Annotated in this window: 14 protein-coding genes; 6 read left to right on the top strand and 8 right to left on the bottom strand. The window is 70.5% G+C overall.

Going from position 1 to position 16,605, the window contains the following annotated elements:
- Positions 1-222: 222 nt before the first annotated feature.
- The 5 genes from ACIBJH_RS35250 to ACIBJH_RS35230 are packed head-to-tail and all read left to right on the top strand — an operon-like array spanning position 223 to position 4,603.
- Positions 223-1,020 (top strand): ABC transporter permease, encoded by a 798-nt coding sequence (locus tag ACIBJH_RS35250; RefSeq protein WP_399120989.1) that lies wholly within the window; start codon positions 223-225, stop codon positions 1,018-1,020.
- Between the two features lie 5 nt (positions 1,021-1,025).
- The gene (locus ACIBJH_RS35245; RefSeq protein WP_399120988.1) at positions 1,026-1,991 is read left to right on the top strand and encodes an ABC transporter permease; all 966 of its coding nucleotides are present in this window, start codon (positions 1,026-1,028) and stop codon (positions 1,989-1,991) included.
- Positions 1,984-3,030, top strand: a complete 1,047-nt coding sequence (locus ACIBJH_RS35240; protein WP_399120987.1) for an ABC transporter ATP-binding protein — start codon at positions 1,984-1,986, stop codon at positions 3,028-3,030. Before ACIBJH_RS35245 ends, ACIBJH_RS35240 begins: the two co-directional genes overlap by 8 nt.
- Before the next feature lie 23 nt (positions 3,031-3,053).
- Positions 3,054-4,028: an ABC transporter ATP-binding protein gene (locus ACIBJH_RS35235; protein WP_399120999.1), complete on the top strand. Its 975-nt coding sequence runs from the start codon at positions 3,054-3,056 to the stop codon at positions 4,026-4,028.
- A gap of 23 nt (positions 4,029-4,051) precedes the next feature.
- Positions 4,052-4,603 (top strand): DUF5990 family protein, encoded by a 552-nt coding sequence (locus ACIBJH_RS35230; protein ID WP_399120985.1) that lies wholly within the window; start codon positions 4,052-4,054, stop codon positions 4,601-4,603.
- Here ACIBJH_RS35230 and ACIBJH_RS35225 read toward each other — a convergent pair.
- The 8 genes from ACIBJH_RS35225 to ACIBJH_RS35190 form a co-directional block, all read right to left on the bottom strand.
- Entirely contained in the window at positions 4,533-6,257 is a 1,725-nt protein-coding gene (locus ACIBJH_RS35225; RefSeq protein ID WP_399120984.1) for an LCP family protein, read from the bottom strand. The genes ACIBJH_RS35230 and ACIBJH_RS35225 overlap by 71 nt on opposite strands.
- Before the next feature lie 187 nt (positions 6,258-6,444).
- Positions 6,445-8,199: a hypothetical protein gene (locus ACIBJH_RS35220; protein ID WP_399120983.1), complete on the bottom strand. Its 1,755-nt coding sequence runs from the start codon at positions 8,197-8,199 to the stop codon at positions 6,445-6,447.
- Between the two features lie 174 nt (positions 8,200-8,373).
- Positions 8,374-10,044, bottom strand: a complete 1,671-nt coding sequence (locus ACIBJH_RS35215) for a serine/threonine-protein kinase (RefSeq protein WP_399120982.1) — start codon at positions 10,042-10,044, stop codon at positions 8,374-8,376.
- Positions 10,045-10,155: 111 nt separating this feature from the next.
- On the bottom strand, positions 10,156-11,037 hold the full coding sequence (locus ACIBJH_RS35210) for a PhzF family phenazine biosynthesis protein (RefSeq protein WP_399120981.1): 882 nt from the start codon (positions 11,035-11,037) through the stop codon (positions 10,156-10,158).
- 71 nt (positions 11,038-11,108) lie between these two features.
- Positions 11,109-11,549 (bottom strand): VOC family protein, encoded by a 441-nt coding sequence (locus ACIBJH_RS35205; protein WP_399120980.1) that lies wholly within the window; start codon positions 11,547-11,549, stop codon positions 11,109-11,111.
- A 133-nt stretch (positions 11,550-11,682) separates the two neighbouring features.
- Positions 11,683-12,153 (bottom strand): VOC family protein, encoded by a 471-nt coding sequence (locus ACIBJH_RS35200; RefSeq protein ID WP_399120979.1) that lies wholly within the window; start codon positions 12,151-12,153, stop codon positions 11,683-11,685.
- 13 nt (positions 12,154-12,166) lie between these two features.
- The gene (locus ACIBJH_RS35195) at positions 12,167-12,568 is read right to left on the bottom strand and encodes a hypothetical protein (protein ID WP_399120978.1); all 402 of its coding nucleotides are present in this window, start codon (positions 12,566-12,568) and stop codon (positions 12,167-12,169) included.
- A 90-nt stretch (positions 12,569-12,658) separates the two neighbouring features.
- Positions 12,659-14,362, bottom strand: coding sequence for an esterase (locus tag ACIBJH_RS35190; RefSeq protein ID WP_399120977.1), 1,704 nt, complete (start codon positions 14,360-14,362; stop codon positions 12,659-12,661).
- 315 nt (positions 14,363-14,677) lie between these two features.
- Here ACIBJH_RS35190 and ACIBJH_RS35185 point away from each other — a divergent pair, with 315 nt between their 5' ends.
- Positions 14,678-16,441 carry a protein kinase gene (locus tag ACIBJH_RS35185; RefSeq protein ID WP_399120976.1) on the top strand — a complete coding sequence of 588 codons (1,764 nt, stop codon included), beginning with the start codon at positions 14,678-14,680 and terminating at the stop codon, positions 16,439-16,441.
- Positions 16,442-16,605: the final 164 nt, after the last annotated feature.

Genomic DNA, 16,605 nt, shown 5'->3' with positions numbered 1-16,605 from the left:
GCGCCGCCGCGCCCCGCCCCGGCCCCCCCGCCCGCCCCCCCCCCCCCGGCGCCCCGCCGCCCCCCCCCCCCCCCCCCCCCCCCCCCCCCCCCCCCCGCGGCCGCAGTCCTCCTCCTGGTCGTCCTGGCGACCCTGTGCGCGCCGCTGTACGCGCACCACATCGCCCACACCGACCCCTTCCAGTCCCATGTCTCCGGCTCCACGGTCGTCGACGGCAAGACCGTGCCGGTGCTCACCCCGAGCAGCACCGGCCTCGGCCTCGGCGTCACCCCGATCGGCCCGACCTGGGACCCCGCCCACTACTTCCTCGGCGCCGACAACCAGGGCCGCGACGTCATGGCCCGGCTGCTCTACGGCGGCCGGACGAGCCTGTTCATCGGGTTCACGGCGGCGCTGCTCACCTGCGCCCTCGGTACGGTCGTCGGAGTCGTCGCCGGGTACGCGGGCGGTGTCGTGGACGCCGTCATCTCCCGTGTCCTGGACGTCATTTGGGCCTTCCCGGTGTACCTGCTCGCGATCTGCCTCTCCGTCGTACTCCTCACCGACGGACTGCACCTCGGCCCGCTCACCGTCGAGGCGGGGAGTCTCTGGCTGCCCGTCTCGATCATCGCGGCGATCTATGTCCCGTACGTCGCACGCCCGTTGCGCGGTCAGGTGCTGGTGCTGCGCAACAAGGAGTACATCCAGGCGGCCATCGGCTCCGGGGCGCCGACCGTACGCATCCTGCGCCGTGAGGTGCTGCCGAATGTCCTCCCGACGGCGATCGTCTTCGTGCCGCTGATGACCGCGCTGGCCATGCTGACCGAGTCGGCGCTGTCCTTCCTGTCGGTCGGGGTCCAGCCGCCGGACGCCAGTTGGGGCACGATCATCGAGGACGGACTCGGGCTGCTCTACACCCGCCCCGCCGTGACGATCGCGCCCGGCCTGCTGATCGCGCTGACCACGGCGGCGCTCAACGTCCTCGGCGACGGCGTGCGCGACGCGCTCGACCCGGGCGCCCGGCTGCGCGGAGGGGTGTGAGAGTCATGCTCCAGTTCATCGTCAAACGCTTCGCGTCCGCCCTGCTGGTGATGTTCGCGATCAGTGTGCTGGTCTTCCTGATCTTCTTCGCCACACCGGGAGTCGACCCGGCCGCGCGTATCGCGGGTCGTAACGCCGACCCGGCGACGCTCGCCCAGGTGCGGCACTCGTTCGGCCTCGACCGGCCCATGCCCGTCCGCTACTTGCTGATGATGCGGCACCTGCTGATCGACCGCGACCTGGAGTCGTTCGTCAACCGCGGCTCCCGCGTCATCCCGCAGATCGTGCAGGCCACACCGGTGACCCTCTCGCTGGTCATCGGTGCGGCACTGATCTGGATGACGGCGGGCATCGTCATGGGCACGGCCGCAGCTGCCCTGCGCGGCAAGGCGGCCGACCCGCTGATCATGCTCGTCGGCGTGATCGGGGTCTCGCTGCCGGCCTACTGGCTCGGTGAGGTCGTCAACCTCATCACCCAGAAGCAGCTGCACAGTTCGGTATTCTCCTGGGTGCCGCCACCGGGCTACGTCGGCCTCGCCCACCCCGGCCAATGGGCGCTGCGCCTCCTCTTCCCCTGGCTGACGCTCGCGCTGCTGTACGCCGGGATCTACGCCCGCCTGCTGCGCGGCGAGGTCGTCACCGCACTGAACGAGGACTACGTCCGCACCGCGCGCGCCAAGGGTCTCTCGGAACGGCGCATCCTGATCCGCCACGCCCTGCGCTGCTCGCTGATCCCGATCGTGTCGCTGTTCGGCCTGGACTTCGGTGCGCTGGTGGGGGGCGCCGCACTGCTCACCGAGGTGGTCTTCGGCCTCCCCGGCATCGGCAAGCTCACCTTCGACGCCCTCCAGAACCTGGACCTGCCCGTGATCATGGGCACGGTCCTGTACGCGGCGTTCTTCGTGGTCCTCGCCAACGCCCTGGTGGACATCCTGTACGCCCGACTCGACCCGAGGGCCCGCCATGCCTGACCAACCCCTGCTGGACGTACGCGACTTGAGGGTGTCCTTCCGCACCCGCCGAGGCTCTGTCACCGTCGTCGACGGTCTGTCCTTCTCGGTGGCGCCCGGTGAAATCCTGGGCGTGGTGGGCGAGTCGGGCTCGGGCAAGAGCGTCTCGATGCTGGCCGTGCTCCGCCTGCTGACCAGTCCCAACGTGACCGTAGAGGGCCAAGTCCACTTCCGTGGGCGGGACTTGCTCACCCTCCCCGACAAGGAGATGCGGGCGGTACGGGGCCGGGAGATCGCCATGGTCTTCCAGGACCCGATGACCGCGCTCACGCCCGTGTACACCGTGGGCTGGCAGATCGCCGAGCAGATCCGGGCGCACGAGAAGGTGTCCCGCAAGGAGGCCCACGCGCGTGCCGTCGGTCTGCTCTCCGACGTGGGCATCCCCGACGCGGCCTCCCGCGCGAACGCGTACCCGCACGAGTTCTCCGGCGGCATGCGACAGCGCGCGGTCATCGCGATGGCCCTCTCCTGCGGCCCCGCCCTGCTGATCGCCGACGAACCGACCACGGCGCTGGACGTCACCGTCCAGGCCCAAATACTCGACCTGATGCGGGAGTTGAACGCGGAGGGCTCGGCGGTCGTCCTCATCACCCACGACATGGGCGTGATCTCGCAGATCGCCGACCGGGTCCTGGTCATGTACGGCGGCCGGGCGGCCGAGGAGGGCCCGCGCCGGGCGGTGTTCCACGGGCCGCGGCACCCGTACACCTGGGGGCTGCTCGACTCGGTACCCCGCGTGGGCGGGCCCCGGCTGCGGCGGCTGCCCACCATCGCGGGAATGCCGGTGGCGCCGGGGAACCTGCCGGCGGGGTGCGCGTTCGCGCCCCGGTGCCGGTTGCGGCACGAACAGTGCGAGGAGCGACCGGAGTTGAGGGACTTCGGCGGCAGCGCGCACCGCGACGCCTGCTGGCTTCCCGAGGACGACCGCGCCTCGCTGCGCCTGACCGCACGGGCCGCGGCGACGGACGTACCGGACCTGGAACGAGAGGCGACACCGTGATCGCGCCAACGACACCGTCAGAGGTGCTGCTGCGCGCCTCCGACGTCACCAAGCACTATCCCCTGCGCGCCGACGGCTTCTCCCGGCACCGCAGGGTGCTGCGGGCCGTGGACGGGGTGTCGCTGGAGGTACGCGGCGGTGAGACGCTCGGCATCGTCGGCGAGTCGGGCTGCGGCAAGTCGACGCTCGGCCGCTGCTTGGTCCGGCTCACCGAACTCACCGGCGGCCGGGTCGAGTTCGACGGCCAGGACATCAGCACGCTGTCCACGCGGCGGCTGCGTCCCGTACGTCCGGGGATGCAGCTGGTGTTCCAGGACCCGCAGGCCTCGCTGAACCCGCGCCGCCGTGCCGGGGACATCGTGGCGGAGCCGCTGCTCGTCCACCGGTACGGCGACGCCGCCGCCGTACGCCGTCGGGTCGCCGAACTCTTCGACGTCGTAGGCCTGGCGGCCGCCCATCTGGACCGCTATCCGCACGAGTTCTCCGGCGGGCAGCGGCAACGCATCGGTATCGCGCGGGCGTTGGCGACGAACCCGAAGCTGATCGTCGCGGACGAACCGGTGTCCGCGCTCGATGTGTCCATCCAGGCACAGGTGTTGAACCTGTTCGCGGATCTCCAGGAGGAGTTCGCGCTCACCTATGTCTTCATCGCGCACGACCTCGGGGTGGTCCGGCACGTGTCGGACCGGATCGCGGTCATGTACCTCGGCGAGATCGTCGAACTCGGTGAGACGGAGGCCCTGTACAAGGAGCCCGCGCATCCCTACACACAGGCGTTGTTGTCGGCGGTCCCGGACATCGACGACGGTGCGGACGCGCCGCAGCGGGAACGGATCGTGCTGACCGGCGAGGTGCCCAACCCGGTGGACAAGCCGACGGGATGCCCGTTCCGCACCCGCTGCCCCTACGCGCGTGAGCGGTGTGCGCTGGAACGCCCGCGGCTGACCGTGACGGCGTCCGGCCGCCGGACCGCCTGCCACTTCCCCTTGATCGACTGAGGGTACGGAGGGGCGGGCGCGGCATGATGGCCCGTATGCACCTCCGCATCGACGCTGTCGACCTGCCCGGCCGTACCTTCCCCGCCCCCGCCGACAAGCCCGTCGCGACGTACGACGACGTCCACGTCGCCGTACAGCGCCGGGACCGGCCGGCCGAACTCCTCGATCCGCAGCCGGGGGACGCCGCGTCCGCGACCTGGACGCTGGAGTGCGCGACGGAGGTCACACCGGACGGCGTCGTGGTCACGGGCCCCTATGTGCAGCACCGGATGGGTCTGCGGTTCGTCTATCTGTCCTGGGGGACGGTCGACGGGGCCGGGGTCTTCACGATGTTCCGGCGCGCCAAGCTCATGCTCGACTCCGTGCCCGCCGACGTCCTCGCCGCCGCCGCGCGCGACGGTCTGCTCGTCGGCCGTCTCGGGTTGACCGACGCGAACGGCGGCCCGTTGTGCGCGCGGGTCGATCCCCCGCGCATCACCTGGACCGCCGCCGGCTGGCTCTCGGTCAGGACGCCGAGTCCTTCTTGTTCGTCGCCGCCCGGTACGCCTGGGTCGGGGTCATCGCGACGCCGTTGAGACTGACCGTCTTGTAGGTGCTGACCTCGGCGCACTTCGACTGGTCGGCGGTCGCGGCCTTGGCGTTGCTGGTGGCCGCCTTGGTGTCGGCCGGGGCCGGGGACGAGGAGCCTCCGGGGAGCGTCGTGCCGCTGGGCCAGTCCGTGCCGATCACCAGGGTCAGACCGGTGCCGGTGCCCTGCTTGAGATGCGAGGAGCCGAGGCCGATCGCCTTGGCCACGGTCTGGGCCTCGGCCTTCTGTCCGGTGCCGTAGGTGAGGGTGGTCGTGGTCGCGCCGGCGGAGGCGTTGCCGGTGGTGGTGTCGGAGCTGAAGCCGCCGTCTATGAGGCCGGAGGCGACGGTGGAGGCACGGCCGCTGATGCCGGTGCCGTTCTCCACCGTGACGGCGATCTGCGCGGCGGGCACGGCGGCTGCCGTGGCGGTCGCGGTGGCCGCCGAGGACTTCTTGCCGGACGAGTCGGTCAGCGACTGGTCGTTGGCGATCGTCGCGAACAGGCTCTTCGCCGCGGCGGCGGGCACGACCCGGTTGGCGTTGGTCGGGTCGGCGCCGGTCTGCATCGTGGTGAACGTCATGCGCTTCGTCGGGACCTTGTCCAGGTCCGCGGCGAGCCCGATGAGTTTCTTGACGGTACCGAGGCCCGTGTCGACGGTGAGCGCCTTGGTGGCGGCGTCGGCCAGGTTGTAGACGGCCGAGGGATTGGTGAGGGTGCCGGCGCTCTTGAACTTGCGGATCATCGCGCTGAGGAAGATGTGCTGGGAGACGGTACGGCCGAGGTCGCTGCCGTCGCCGAAACCGTGCCGGGAGCGCACGAACTCCAGCGCCGCGGTGCCCTTGAGCGTGTGGGTGCCCTTGGCGAGCTTCAGGTGGGAGTAGGTGTCGTAGACGTCGGCGTCGACGCACACCGAGACACCGCCGACCGCGTCGGACATCTTCACCACACCGGAGAAGTCCATCTGCACGAAGTGGTCGATGGTGATGCCGGTGAGCGCGTGCACGGTCTTGACCTGGCATTCCTGCCCGTACTGGAGCGCGCTGTTGATCTGCCCGTAGTGGGCGGCCGCCGACTGACCGCTGTCCGGGTCCTTGCAGGCGGGGATGTTGGTCATGGTGTCGCGCGGGATGCTCATCACGGTGGCGTTGGAGCGGTCGGCCGAGATGTGCACCACCATCTCCACGTCCGCGTTGCCGTTGCCGGTCTGCACGCCGGTCTGCGAACAGCCGCCGCCGAGCTTGCAGTCGGTCGCGCTCGTCCGTGCGTCGCTGCCCATCACCAGGAGGTTGATCGGCGTACGGCCGAAGGCGTCGGCCTTCTCCTTGCCGCCCGCGGCGTCATCGATCGGGACGCTGTTGATGTTGCCGTTCAGGTGCTCGTAGAACCACCAGCCGACGCCCGCGGTGACCATGATCAGCACCGACAGGGATATCGCGGTGATCTTCAACACCCGCCTGCCGCGCGGGGCCTGCTTGCGACGCGAGGCCGCACGGCCGGCCGCACGGGATCCGCCGCGCGGCGCCTGACGGGCCGCGGCGCGGGAGGCGGCCCGGCCACCGGTGGGCAGCGGCTCGTCGGCCTCGCCCTCCCGCTGTCTGGGCACCCCTCGTGTGCGGCTGCGCGTGGCGTGTCCCACGGGGCCGTCCCCGAGGTCGGTCATCTGGCACTCCCACAAAACGGTCGGGCCGTTCAGGCCGTCGGTGCTGCGGCCAGGGGCGCGCGGCCATGTCAGGTCGGACGAGGCGGGGTTCCCGACTCGCTTGCGTGGTTGCGCAATATAACAATCTCTGATGAGAACACCGCAGGGGCTTTCTCATTTACGGACTTTCATTTTGCGTCAAGGTCGGTCAACTGGTCGGAATGCGGACGGTGGTGATGGTCATCGGGGTACCGGTGACGGCGATGAGATAGAAGCGCGGATGCGAGCCGCCAGGTACCCGCCGGAGACCGCCGGGCGGCTTCACGACATACGTCGCCGAGGCGTGCGGGGCGAGGGACTGCGGGCCGCCTGAGACGGTCCACCAGTCGGAGGCGCCCTGCCCCAGGCGGCTGGCGAAGTGAGGGGTGAGCCGGGTGCCGGTCGTGTTGACGACCCGCGCGACGAGCCGCGTGATGTCACGGTGCCCGGAGCGCTCCACGATGTCCGCCGTGACGTTCATGCGCAGCGGCGGCGGACCGGCCGCGGCGATCGTCACACACACGACGGCGGGCGCGAGCAGCCCCGCCGCGAGCACGGCCCGGGCCGGGCGTGCGGTCAGGCGCGGGATGCGGGGCTGCCAGGCCGAGGCCAGCGCGGAGGCGGGGACGGTGGCCGCCGCCGCGAGCCACAGCGGGGTCATCATCAGGAAGTAGCCGTCCTGGGACCGGGTGGCCAGGTAAAAGCTCAGCCAGGGCAGCACGGTGATCGCCGGACCCAGCCGCCGTACGAACAGCAGCGTGGCGGCGAGCAGGCCGAACAGCAGCAGAAGACTGCCGTAGGAGTAGTAGTCGAGGTGCCTGCTGCCCGCGGTGAAGTAGTACGAGATCCCCATCAGGCCCTGGCCGTGCAGGATCGCCTTCTGGGTGATCGGCAGCAGCAGTCCGTGCAGCCAGCTGGAGAAGTCCTCGGCGGCGAAGTAGGCGTTGATCGCGGCCCAGGTGAGCGCGGCGGTGCCGGTGTAGCGGGCGACGACGCCGAGGGCGAGCCGGGTGCCGAGGTCGCCGCGGCGGACGGCGTAGAGGCCGACGAGGAGGAACGGCGTGAGGAACCAGGCGAGTTGCTGGGTGGCGCAAGCCGCGCCGAGGCAGAGGGCCTGGAGCACTCCGGGGAGTCCGAGCCGGCCGCCGGCTCCGGTGTCGGGCCACCTCACCACCACCGGGATCAGGAGCACCAGGGCGAGGACGGCCGGGTAGCCGGAGTAGGCGTAGCCGGGGAGGAAGCCGAAGCCCAGGCACACGGCGGTGGCGGCGGACCGCCAGGGGGCCGGGAGCAGCAGCCACAGCAGGACGGCGCCCGCGAGGAGCGCGCCGGTGGTGACGAGGGTGGCGGCGGCCGTGGAGTGGATCACGGCGTGCACGGGGGCGGCGAGCAGTGCGGTCAGCGGTGGGTAGCCGTAGGTGTAGTCGGCGCCGCCCGACATGGTCTTGGTGATGCCGACGTTCGAGGAGTCGAAGAGCCAGGGCCAGGGCTGGCCGTAGACGGGGTGGCCGTGCAGGATCTGGTTGGCGGCCTGCGCGGTGAGCACGCCCTCGTCGGTGCCGGCGTGGTTGAGCCAGTAGCCGCAGAGCACCAGCACGACGGCCAGGACCAGCACTCCCGCGTCGACCCTGGTCAGGGCGCGGCGGGTGCGGGTGGTGAGGGCCAGGACTCCGGCGACGAGGATCCCGGCGTAGCAGACGGAGATGATTCCGGCGACGGGCGGGCGGGAGGTCATCGCCCTGGTCCAGGCGTCGCGGGTGCCGATGAACAGGCTGATCGTGGCGATCAGTGTCATCCCCCGGTGCAGTTGCTGCGGCGCGGCGGGCCCGGTGGCGAGAGGCCGGGTCAGCGGCGGCCCGGCGGTGGCGGGCGCGTCGCGGCGCCGCAGTCGCAGACCGGCGCCGGAGCGGGGACCGTCATCCATGGCGTCCTTCTCCTCCTCGTTCCGCCCTCGTCGGCCGGCGGTTCATGCCGGGGCAACCTCTCCTACATGTCGTAGAGGTGAAAGGAGCCGTCGAGGTTCATCAAGGGAAGGGAAGAGCTGGGCAAGAACCAGGGATCAGGTCGGTCGGGGGGCCGCTCACCGACCGCACCGGCTTCAGTTCACCGCCAGTCCGGACGCGATGAAGCGCTCGAAGCCCGCGTGGAAGGCCGTGCCCTTCGGGTCGGTCGCGCTGTAGTGGAAGGCGGCCACACCGCAGCCGCGCGCGTCGAAGGCGACGCCGGTGTACGAGGCGACCCGGGTGCCGTTGACGGCGAGTTCCACCTTGATCCGGCCCGTACCGGCCGAGGAACAGGTCATAGACATGTCGACCTGCTGCCGGCTGTCCACTTCCAGGCCCAGGTCCGCGAGGTTGACCTCGACGACCCGGTCGTGCTGGAAGGCTCCCTTGTATCTGAACTCGCGCACGATCAGGGCTTCCTGATCCGTCGTCAGATAGGTCGCCCAGCGAGAGCCCTTGCGATAGTCCCCGGAGCCGTCGCACCACAGCCCGACCCCGCCCTCACCGCCGTACCACTCCGTCTGGGTGCTCAGCCGTACCGCGAACGACGACGGCTCGAAGGGGGCCTGCGGCCAGACCTCCAACTCGGACTTGGGATCCACCAGCATGGTCCCGCCCTTGTGCGTGATCGTCGCCAGGGTCGGGTCCTTGTACGACCAGTCGCCCGAATCGGTCAAGTCGTCGGTGTACGTGAGGGGTTGGGAGCCGGTGGAACTCCCGGAGCCGTACGTCCGCGGGCCGCCGTTCTCCGTCGTCGATCCCCCCGAGGTGGTGCTGAGCACGACGGCGAGCAGCACGGCCACGGCGGCGCTGCCGGCCGCGAAGCCCCACAGGCGTAGCTGTTTGGCGCTTCTGCCGGGGGAAGGGCCTGGACCGGCAGCGGGAGGGGAGCCACCGCTTTCGCCGCCGTTTCCGGGTGGTGGCGTGCTCGTCTCCGTGCGCGCACGGTCCGCCCCCTCCACCGCTTCTGCCGCTTCCGCGAGCCGGGTGATCAGTTGGGCGGCGGTGGGGCGTTCCGCCGGGTCCTTGCGGAGGCAGTCGGCGATGGCCGAGCGGACCGGTTCCGGTACCGCCGTGAGATCCGCGTCGCGGGTGGACACGGCGACCAGCACCTCGTAGTCGCTCTCCCCCTCGAAGGGGTGTCTCCCCGTGGCGGCGAAGTAGAGCGTGCCGCCGAGGGAGAACACGTCGGTGGCGCTGGTGACGCGGAGGGATTTGACCTGCTCGGGTGACATGTACGCGGGTGAGCCGAGGACACTCCCCGGTGTGGTGAGCGCCGACTCCAACAAGCGGTCGTCGCGGGCGATGCCGAAGTCGATGATCCGCGGTCCGTCCGGGGAGAGCAGGATGTTGGACGGTTTGATGTCCCGGTGCACGACACCCGCCCGGTGCACCTGCGCCAGCGCGTGCGCGACGGCCAGCGCCAGGGACTGCAGCCGCCCCGAGGACAGCGGGCCGCCCGCGGCCACATGCTGGTGGATCGTGGGACCCGGGACGAACTCGCTGACGATGTAGGGGTGTCGGCCGGAGAGGTCCGCGTCGAGGACCCGGGCCGTGGCCAGTTCACCGACCCGGCTCGCCGCGCCGAACTCCCGGCGCACCCGGGCGAGCGCGACCTCGTCGTACTCCTTGCCCGGCAGCAGGAACTTCACCACGACCTGCTGCCCCGCCCGGTCCCGCGCGAGCCACACCACGCCCTGTCCGCCGCGGCCCAACTCGCGCTCGCAGACGTACCCGCCCACCGACAACTGCATTCGCGGATCCATGTCCACGCCCCCAGCCCCGCCCCCGACATGGCTGTCGTTCAGCGTATCGGCTCGCCGGTCACCGAACACCGGGGACGGACGGACATGTGCACCGTCATGACGGCCGGTGCTTCAGCCGATGTCGATGCGTGCTCCCGCGCCGGCGACGCGGACACGCGGGTCGCCCGCGCGCAGCGTCACCGTGAGTTCGCCGGGGCGGCCCAGGTCCTCGCCCTGGTGCAGTGTGAGGACGGAGTCCTCGGAAACCAGGCCGAGTTCACGCGCGTACGCACCGAACGCGGCGGCCGCCGCGCCCGTCGCCGGATCCTCGACGACGCCTCCGACGGGGAAGGGGTCACGGACGTGGAAGACCGTGGCCGACTCCCGCCACACCAACTGGACCGTGGTCAGGTCCAGTTGGTGCATCAGGGCTTCGAGGCGCCCGAAGTCGTAGGCGAGATCCGCGAGTCGGGCCCGCGTCGCCGCCGCGAGCACGAGATGGCGGGCACCGGCGAAGGCGATACGGGGCGGGAACGCGGGGTCGAGATCGGCTCGCGGCCAGTCGAGCGCGGCGAGCGCCTCGTCGAGGTCGGCGTCGGTGATCTCCTCGATGTGCGGTTCGACGCTGGTGAGGGTGGCCCGGAGCGTCCCGTTCTCCTCGGTCACCTCCACGGGTACGGTGCCCGCGCGCGTCGCGAACACCAGCTCTCCCGTGCCGGTCCGCTCGGCCAGGGCGACGGCGGTCGCGACGGTGGCGTGCCCGCAGAACGGCACCTCGGACTTGGGGCTGAAGTACCGGATGCGGTACGCCCGCCCCTCCGGACCGCCGAGCCCCTCCGGGGGTGCCGTCAGGAAAGCGGACTCCGAGTATCCGAGCTCGGCGGCGATGGCCAGCATCTCGCTGTCGGCCAGGGCGGTGGCGTCCAGAACGACGCCGGCGGGGTTTCCGCCGGCGGGGTCGCTGGAGAAGGCGGTGTAGCGCAATACCTCGGGCCGGGGCGCGTTCGTCGTCATGGTCGTGGCAACGCGGGGCGGGCCCCCGACCATTCCTGGGTACCGCGCCGGTTCACCGTGCGCCTTTCTTCTCAGCCCAGTTGCTCGGCCAGTCCGACGATGATGCCCGCCGGGCCGCGGACGTAGCAGAGCAGATAGATGTCCTCGAACCGGGCGATCTCGCCGAGGAGTTCGCCGCCGTGCGGGCGCAGGCGGGCGACGGTGTCCTTGATGTCGTCGACGGCGAACATGACGCGGTGGGTGCCCAGGATGTTGTGCGGCCGGTCGCGCGGCCCGTCGCCGATCGCCTCGGGGCCGCGGTACTTCGCGAGTTCGAGCCGGCTGTGGCCGTCCGGGGTCCGGAGCATCGCGATGTCGCAGTGGACGCCGTCGAGTCCGGTGCACTGGTCGGCGAAGAGGCCCTGGACCTCTCCCCTGCCCTCCAGTTCCATACCGAGTTCCACGAAGAACGCGACGGCGGCGTCCATGTCCTCGACGACGATGCCGACGTTGTCCATCCGCTGAATCGCCATGGTGGCTTCTCCTTCTTCCTCGTGCGGCCGGTGGCGGCCGGTGGCGACCGCTGCTGTCCCTGGGACGGAGTCGGTGGCCCGTTCTCGACATCCGGGGGCCACCGACTCCGGAAGAGGGTTCGGACCTCTCGTGTCAGACCTGGGCGTCGGCGTCCTGCGTGGAGGCCGCGAACTCCTCGGGGCCCTGCTCCGCCGCCGCCGGGTCCATCCACATGACCTGCCAGCCGTGGCCGTCGAGGTCGTAGAAGCTGCGTGAGTACATGAAGCCGTAGTCCTCGGCGCCGTCCACCTCGGTGCCGCCCGCCGCGACTGCGGCGGCGCTGACCGCGTCCACCTCCTCGCGGGACGACACGCTGAAGCAGTAGAGCGCCAGCGTGTGCGTGGTGGGATCCGCCAGCGGCAGCTTCGCGAACTCCGCGAACTTCTCGCGGGTGAGCAGCATGACGAAGGCCTGCTCACCGACCAGCATGCAGGTGGCGGTCTCGTCGGTGAACTTCGGGTTGAAGCTGAACCCGAGCTTGGCGAAGAACGCCTTGCTGCGCTCCAGGTCCACCACGGGAATGTTCAGGAACAGCATGCGGCCGGGGTGTGCGGGAGTGGTCATGATGGGTCTCCGGTCAGTGGCTCGATGGTGTACGTCCTGGTAGACCGGCCCGGCCGACGAAACTCATCGGTGCTTCCTGTGTGGAGGGCACGATGAGTTCGCCGCCGTCCGTGACGTGGGTCAGGGCGAACTCGACGTAGGGGCGTCGGCGTTGCTCGTAGCGCTCGAACGCCGCCGTGTGATCGTCGGCCGCTTCGTCGAGTTCCTCGGCCAGGAAGTGCGCGCCGCTGAGGGCCGGTGAAGTACCCCGGCCGGAGAGCAGGGCCGCGCAGTGTGCGGCGTCGCCGACCAGGGCGATACGGCCGCCGAGCTGCTGACCGGGCCGGTGCACCTGTACGTCAGTCGCGGCCTGCGCCCCTTCACCCGCACCGAGGCGGAACGGATCACGGACGTGGTCCTGGCCGGGCTGCGCCACACGGCTGGATGACCTCCGCCGACAACACGCGGCCGGGTGCCTGACCGACGAGGCTCGTCGGTCAGGCACCCGGAGTGTCCGAACTGGTCGTCACTTCTCGACGATTGACTCCACCCAGCTGATGAAGTTCGTCGTCGCGTCGCCGGTGCGCTCGGCCATGGTGTGCGCCAGGGCCCACACCGTGGCGAAGTCGACGTCGCGGATGCCGTAGTTCCGCAGGGCCAACTGGAGGTTGATCTCAGTGGTGTTGGCCGTGTCGCCCTGCATGATGCCGGTGCGGATGCGCCAGTGGCGCGCCACCTTCGACTGCCGGTAGCCGGCGAAGGCGGGCGAGAGGAAGTACAGCGGGTTGTACGCCTCGGCCCGCCAGGCCATGTCCTTGCCGACGCTGTCCTTCTTCGCGAAGTCGCTGTCGTAGGCCGCGGCGCCGTAGGCGGAGTTCCAGTCGGAGTACGTGGCGTACGTCGCCTCGTTCGCCTCGATGACGTCACGCGTGAGCGGCGCGAAGTGCGAGGGGACGCCCAGCCCCATCGCGAAGACGCTGTTCTCGCCCTGCCCTCGCGAGTACCCGTCGAACGCGCCGACCGGCTTGTTCGCGTTCTTCTGGCTGTTGACGAAGCCTTCGAGGCCGGACACCGTGGCGGTGTTGGTCGTGGCGTCGTAAGTGACCCATGTGCTGCCGGTGTTGAGGTAGGCGATGTAGTCGTCGACCGTCTCGTACGTCGTCGAGGTTCCCGTCTGGCCCGATCCGGGCGGCCCGCCCATCGTCGTGATCGTGTACGGGAAGGTGTTGTCCGACAGGAAGTGGTTCAGCGAGGTGGTGATCACCTCGATCAGGTGGTCGTAGTAACTGCCCGCCAGCGAGACGCCGTTGCTGGACTCGGTCAGCTCCAGGCGCCTGCCGTGCTCGTCGCGCAGACCCAGGCGGTTGACGTACTTGGGCCAGGCCTTCGCGAGGTCCGTCGAGTAGGCGCTGGTCCAGGTGCCGGACGCGCGCGTGCCGGTCGAGGCGAACTGGCCCATGTTCCACTCGTAGGAGAGGTTGGCCTCTTCCAGATTGGTGATCGGGCACCAGGCCATGACGCCGGCGACCGCGTCGCTGAGAGGGCGGCCGTGGGCGTCCTCCATCGCCGCGCCGATCGTGCGCAGGTACGGGTGGTACAGGGGGCTGTCGCCGGACGTGCCCGCCACGGTGTCCTGGGCACCGCCGCCACTCATGCCGAACAGGACGATGTCGTCCGTGCTGCCGGGCAGGACGCTCTCGTTGTACCGGAGGAACCGGACCGCGGCCTTCAGGTCGGTCACGCCCCAGGGGGCCGCGTCGGAGCGCGTGCTGGTCGAGCTGTCCCGGCCGCGCAGGCCCGGCCACACATAGACGAGCCCGGCCTTGAGGTACTGCGACACGGCGGTGTAGCTGTAGGACGTGGCCGGCGCCTGCTGGGCATAGCCGGGGGTGTTGACCGGGATCACGATCGGCGCCGTGCCTCCCGAGTACTGGCCGACGGTGCCCTTCCGGTTGAGCTTCGCGGTGTACGTCGTCCCGTCGCTGTTCGCGGTCGCCGTCAGATAGGCGCCCGGCACGTAGATCGACAGGTGCTCGTAGTCCGTCGCGGCCGGGTTGGTGACGTACACCTTCCCGAGCTGGTAGTACACGTCGTTGGTCGCGTCGTACGACCAGGCGGTGGAATCGAACTCCAGCGAGTACGCCGAGGCCGTGGTCGACGAGCTGTTCGACGACGAGGTGGCGGCGAACGCCGTGCCCGCCGTACCCTCGGCGACTCCGAACGCGGCCATGGCTGCGGCGCCACGGATAACGGTTCTGCGGTTGAACTCCACCCGTAGACCTCCTTGTACAGCGGGTTGCATGTGCGGCTCGTTCGAGTCCCTGACTGTAGGCAAGGAGGCCCAGAATTGTTGACAATTTTGATGATTATTTTGTTAGAAGGTTGCCCGCGACCGCCGAGGACGGGTCGTCCGCATCCCCGCCGCCGACGGAAGTACGGGAAACCCAGAACGTACGCCACCGCTCGGCTAGCCTCGTGACTCCTTGGGGCCGAACTGACGTACGGCGCACATCACTTCGGGGGTTCCTTGTCAGAACAGCGGCCGATGCCACCGGACTTGGCAACGAACGAGGCCGCCGCAGTGCGGCAGACCGGTGCCTCACCCCTACGCCTCGGCGACCCGGACCACATCGGCCCCTATGTGCCGCTCGCGCTGCTCGGCAGCGGCGGTATGGGACGGGTCTATCTCGCGCGTCCGGCGGACGGTGGTCCCGGTCTGGCCGCGGTGAAGGTGATCAGGCCCGAGTACGCGGACGATCCGGGCTTCCGGCGCCGGTTCGAGCGGGAAGCGTCGGTGCACGAACGGGTCAGCACCTCGCACACGCCGAGACTGTGCGGCACGGGCTTCCAGGACGAGTTGCTGTGGATGGCCACCGAGTACCTCCCGGGGCTCGATCTCGCGCATGCCGTCCGCGAGCACGGCGCCCTGGAGACGGCCGCGGTCTGGCGTCTGGTGGCGGAGCTGGGGCAGGCGCTGGCCGACCTCGCGACCGCGGGGATCGTGCACCGGGATCTGAAGCCGTCCAACGTGCTGCTGTCCGTCGGGGGCGCGCATGTGATCGACTTCGGCATTTCGAAGGCCATGGACGCCAGCACGATCACCGGCACGGGTGTCCGGGTGGGGACTCCGGCCTACATGTCGCCGGAACACCTGAGGACCGGCAGATCCGACACGGCGTCGGACGTGTTCTCACTCGCCGGGACCCTGGTGTACGCGGCGGCGGGGCGTGCCCCGTTCGGCGACGGTACGGGAGTCGACGTGATGCACCGGGTCGCGTTCGAAGAGCCGGATCCCGAGCTGATCGCCGAGATCTCGGCCGCGGACGCGGCACTCGGCTCGCTGCTGACCGCCTGCCTGGCCAAAGAGCCCGAACGGCGGCCCACAGGGCGGGACTTGACCGATGCCGCCGGGGAACGCGCCGAAACGACCGTGTGGCCCGAGCCGCTCGCCGGTCAACTGCTGGCCCGGCAGCGGGCGTACGAGGTGCTGTACCGCCTCCCCGTCGCATCGCAGGCCCGATTAGGGTCTCCGGACGGACGGCCGATGGCGATGCCGTCGGCACCGGCCGGACAGGGCGGCCGACCTGGTCCGCCCGTTCTCGAACCACCGGTGGTGGCCGCCGACGCCGCCTCCGGGACACCATCGGCACGCCCCCAGGAGAGCCGGGTCGGCACCTGGGCACGGAGGAAGTCGGTACGGGCCGTCGCCGTGGGCATCGCCGTCTGCGCGGTGGCCGCGGGGGTCTTCGTGCTCAGTCGCCATGACGCTCCGCCCGCCGCTTCCGCCCCGGGGTCCGCCACGACCACCGGCCGCACCGTGCCCGGCGGCACCTTCCTGTCACCGATACCCGGGGCCTCGGACGCGAGAGCCGCGTCCGGCAAGAGCGTCGACGGCGCCGCGAACCCGAACGACCCGGCCGCGAACCCCGGGGATTCCGGCTCCGCCGCACCGGGGGTGCACGGCACTCCCTCCGCTCCCGATGCCGATCCCAGCGCCTCGGCCGACGCGACTCCCTCGTCGTCTCCGAGCAGTCCGCCCACCACCGAGCCCACGACCCCGGCCTGGATCTCGGACTGCACATACTACAACGGCAACGGACGCACGCGCCTGGGAGAGAGCGGCAAGCGCGTGCTGCAGGTGCAGTGCATGCTGACGAAGCGCGGGTACGACGTCGGGAGCACAGGCGTGGACGGCGACTTCGGTGCCGGAACCGAGTCCGCGGTGCGGAGCTTCCAGAGCGACAGGCTGCTGGACGCCGACGGCATCGTGGGCCGCGAGACCTGGCTGGCCCTGCGCAGCACGGAGTGACGCACGTGCCGGGGACGGTTCAGCGGGGTGTCTTGACGTAGGTGTGCGGGGCGGAGACGTATGCGCTGTGATGATCCGCGGCACGCAGGGCGGCGGCCAGGTGCACCCGCTCCCGATGGACCAGGCCGACGATGACGGCCCCGACTCCCTTGCCCCAGCCACAG

Source organism: Streptomyces sp. NPDC050548, assembly GCF_044457385.1.
Taxonomy (GTDB): Bacteria; Actinomycetota; Actinomycetes; order Streptomycetales; family Streptomycetaceae; genus Streptomyces.
The sequence above is the reverse complement of the archived record's forward strand: the minus strand, read 5'-3'. Positions and strand labels throughout refer to the sequence as shown.